Raw genomic sequence first — 3,585 nt, 5'->3', positions numbered from 1 at the left:
CCCCGGCGCAAGCCGGGGTCTCCCCGTCACGAAGCGTGCCCTCGCAGCACGAAATCCCGGCTTTCGTCGGGATGACGATTGGATGATATGAACGACAATCTCACCCCCAAGGCCATCGTCGCCGCGCTCGACGCGCACATCATCGGGCAGAAGGACGCCAAGCGCGCGGTCGCGGTCGCGCTGCGCAACCGCTGGCGGCGGCAGAAGCTGTCGCCCGACCTGCGCGACGAGGTGACGCCGAAGAACATCCTGATGATCGGGCCGACGGGCTGCGGAAAGACCGAGATCAGCCGCCGCCTCGCGAAGCTGGCCGACGCGCCGTTCGTGAAGGTGGAGGCGACCAAGTTCACCGAGGTCGGCTACGTCGGCCGCGACGTGGAGCAGATCGCGCGCGACCTGGTCGAGGAGGCCGTGCGCCTCGAAAAGGAACGCCGCCGCACCGCAGTGAAGGACAAGGCGGAGGAATCCGCGATGAACCGCCTGCTCGACGCGCTGGTGGGCAAGGATTCCAGCCAGGCGACACGCGAAAGCTTCCGCCAGCGCTTCCGCGACGGCCATCTCGATTCGACGGAGATCGAGATCGACCTGCCGGTCCAGCCGCAGATGCCGTTCGACCTGCCCGGCGGCGGATCGGTCGGCATGATAAATCTGGGCGAGATGTTCGGGAAGCTGGGCGGCGGACAGACGAAGCGCCGCAAGCTGACCGTCCCCGCGGCGTGGGAGAAACTGGTCGAGGAGGAAGCGGACAAGCGCCTCGACCAGGACGAGGTCAGCCGCGTCGCGCTGGCGGATGCCGAGGCGAACGGCATCGTCTTCCTGGACGAGATCGACAAGATCGCGATGTCCGAACACCGCGGCGGCGGCTCGGTCAGCCGCGAGGGCGTGCAGCGCGACCTGCTGCCGTTGATCGAGGGTACGACCGTGTCGACGAAATACGGCCCGATGAAGACCGACCACATCCTGTTCATCGCGTCGGGCGCGTTCCACGTCGCCAAGCCGTCGGATCTGCTGCCCGAGCTACAGGGCCGCCTGCCGATCCGCGTCGAGCTGAAGGGCCTGACCGAGGACGATTTCGTCGCCATCCTGTCGGACACGAAGGCGTCGCTGCCCGCGCAATACAAGGCGCTGATCGCGACCGAGGGCGTGACCGTCGATTTCACCGACGACGGCATCCGCGCGATCGCGAAGATCGCGGCGGAAGTGAACGGGGAGATCGAGAATATCGGCGCCCGCCGCTTGCAGACGGTGATGGAGAAGCTGCTGGAGGAAATCAGCTTCGACGCCGAGGACCGCGCCGGCGCGACGCTGACGGTCGACGGGGCCTATGTGCAGAAGCAGCTGGCCGACATCGCCCGCAACACGGACCTGAGCCGCTTCGTGCTTTGATAGGCTTACCGCATACCCACCCCCGTTCGGGCTGAACCACCCACCAGCTCCGTTCGGCCTGAGCGTAGTCGAAGCCCATGCATAGCCTTCGACTACGCTCAGGCCGAACGGAGGGGGGATCAGGCCGAAGGGTAATGAATCAGGCCGAGGGGTTGGGGGGCAGCCCAACCCGAGGCCGGAATACGGCCGTCATTGCGAGCGCAGCGAAGCAATCACAACAACGCCCCGATCGTCGCGCTGAAATGCTGGTCCAGCGCGACGACCGCGGCGTCCGGATCGCGGTCTGCGATCGCGTCGGCCAGGACGCGGTGGCAGGCGAGGACCGCGACGCGCTCCTCCTGCGTCGTCCGCGTCCGCCACGCGCTGGGCACCGCGACGCGCATCAGCGGCTCGAACGAGCGGATGATCTGGAGGAACAGCATGTTGCCGCTGGCCCGCGCGATCGCCTGGTGGAAACGGATGTCGTGATGCGTCAGCGCGTCGAGGTCCTCGTGCCCGATCGCCTGCATCGCCTTCGCCGCGTCCACGATCTCCGCCGCATCGGCGGACAGCCGGTGCCGCGCCGCCAGCTCGACCGTCCGCTGTTCCAGCGTCCGCCGCACGTCCCACACCTCCGCCAGCGACACCTGCGCGGTGGAGACGGCATGGTCCAGGCTGGTGCCCATCACCGACCCGTCCATCGCGCCGACCCGCGCGCGCCGTCCATTGCCGACGTCGATCAGCTTCAGCGCGGCCAGCGCCCCGAACGCCTCGCGCATCACCGCGCGGCTGACGCCCAGCTCGGTCGCGAACTGCCCCTCGCCGGGCAGCGTGTCGCCCACTTTCATGTCGTGCGCACGGATATGCGCCCGCACGCTGCGCACCGCCTGATCGACCAGCGATCCGCCCGCCACCACGCTCATGCCGCGATCCTCTCCGCCCGCGCGCGCGTCGGCGGCATCCCGTACCGCCGCGTGAAGGCGCGCGTGAAGCTGGCGTTGTTCATGTAGCCGCAGCGATAGCCGATCGCGGACACCGGCAGGTCGGTGATCGACAGCAGCCGCCTGGCTCCCTCCAGCCGTTTGTCGGTCAGCAGGTCGCCGATGCTGGTCGCGTACATCGTGCGGAATCCGCGCGTCAGCTTCGCGCGGTTGATCCCGCACGCGCGCGCGATCCCGTCCAGCGTCAGTTTCTCGTGCCAGCGTTCGTCGATCATCCGCCGCGCCGCGACGACGCGCGCCGCGTCGCTTTCGGACAGCGCACCGGCAGCATCACCGGGGATCAGCTCCGCCGCCGCGATCCCGCCCAGCACCGCGCACAGCAGGTCGATGCTCCGCCCCAGCCGCACCGTCGCGCGCGCGGCCTCCGGGGCGGTGCAGTCGCGGATCCCCAGCGCCATCGCGCGCAATTCGCTGGGCAGGTGCCAGACGGTGCCCGGCGCTGGCACGCAATCGTACAGCCGTCGACACGCCGCCTCCGCCACGACGAACACCAACGTCGCACCTTCCGCGGCATGCGGCCACTGGTCGCGTGCGACATGTTCCACCATCGGCGGCGCGGCGCCGTCGATGTCGTGGAACGCCAGCAGCAGCGATTCGAGCGGCCAGCCGTCGTGCGCGATGCATCCGTCGCCGACGAAGGCGATCATCTCCGGCGATACGTCGACCTGCTCTTTCGGCATCGGCCCCTCCTGCGGATCGACCCGTACAGCTATCCTATAGGTAGCGCAAGCCTGTCAGATAGGTTCATCACGAATGTCGACTGGCGCGTGCCGGATCGCCAGCGCGAAGCCCGCGATCGCGACCACGCTGACGACGAGCCCCACCGCCGCCAGCGCGGTCGCCAGATGCGCCTCGCCGCCCAGCAGCACGCTGGTGCCCGTCACCAGAACGGGGCTGATCCCGAACGCGATCAACCCACCGAACGCGATGAACGCGCCGATACACAGCCCGCGCAATTCGTTGGGCAGCAGCACCGCGATGGCGGTGGCGGTGACGAGGCCGGTGATCGTGCCCCCGAACAGCAGCACGCCCAGCGCCGCGCCGAAGCCCGCCGTCCCCGGCATGATCGGGAACAAGGCGGCGGGCGCGGCGATCGCGGCGGCGGCCAGCGCGCCGTACAATATGCCGCCGCGCCGTCCGCTGCGATTGCCCATGTCGGCGGCGACCCCGCCGATCAGCGCGCCTGCGATCGAGGCGAGGAAGACGACGCCGCCCATCC

General features: G+C 69.1%; 3 protein-coding genes and 1 pseudogene. 1 reads left to right on the top strand and 3 read right to left on the bottom strand.

Annotation, left to right across the window (positions count from 1 at the left end):
• The first annotated feature begins 87 nt into the window (after positions 1 to 87).
• Positions 88 to 1,386: an ATP-dependent protease ATPase subunit HslU gene (gene hslU / locus ASG29_RS15385; RefSeq protein ID WP_055986294.1), complete on the top strand. Its 1,299-nt coding sequence runs from the start codon at positions 88 to 90 to the stop codon at positions 1,384 to 1,386.
• Between the two features lie 212 nt (positions 1,387 to 1,598).
• Here hslU and ASG29_RS15380 read toward each other — a convergent pair whose 3' ends face one another.
• The 3 genes and pseudogenes from ASG29_RS15380 to ASG29_RS17110 form a co-directional block, all read right to left on the bottom strand.
• Positions 1,599 to 2,288 (bottom strand): FadR/GntR family transcriptional regulator, encoded by a 690-nt coding sequence (locus ASG29_RS15380; protein WP_055986291.1) that lies wholly within the window; start codon positions 2,286 to 2,288, stop codon positions 1,599 to 1,601.
• Positions 2,285 to 3,046 (bottom strand): helix-turn-helix transcriptional regulator, encoded by a 762-nt coding sequence (locus ASG29_RS15375; protein WP_235532955.1) that lies wholly within the window; start codon positions 3,044 to 3,046, stop codon positions 2,285 to 2,287. Before ASG29_RS15375 ends, ASG29_RS15380 begins: the two co-directional genes overlap by 4 nt.
• Positions 3,047 to 3,100: 54 nt before the next feature.
• Positions 3,101 to 3,585: pseudogene (locus tag ASG29_RS17110) on the bottom strand (MFS transporter); the annotation flags it as partial.

Origin of the sequence: Sphingomonas sp. Leaf412 (genome assembly GCF_001425405.1) — a bacterium.
In the GTDB taxonomy this organism is placed as follows: Bacteria; Pseudomonadota; Alphaproteobacteria; order Sphingomonadales; family Sphingomonadaceae; genus Sphingomonas.
The sequence above is the reverse complement of the archived record's forward strand: the minus strand, read 5'-3'. Positions and strand labels throughout refer to the sequence as shown.

Bases quoted from the DNA above. Each gene is read 5' to 3' on its own strand.
- hslU (WP_055986294.1), top strand. From the start codon at position 88: ATGAACGACAATCTCACCCCCAAGGCCATCGTCGCCGCGCTCGACGCG.
- ASG29_RS15380 (WP_055986291.1), bottom strand. From the start codon at position 2,288: ATGAGCGTGGTGGCGGGCGGATCGCTGGTCGATCAGGCGGTGCGCAGC.
- ASG29_RS15375 (WP_235532955.1), bottom strand. From the start codon at position 3,046: ATGCCGAAAGAGCAGGTCGACGTATCGCCGGAGATGATCGCCTTCGTC.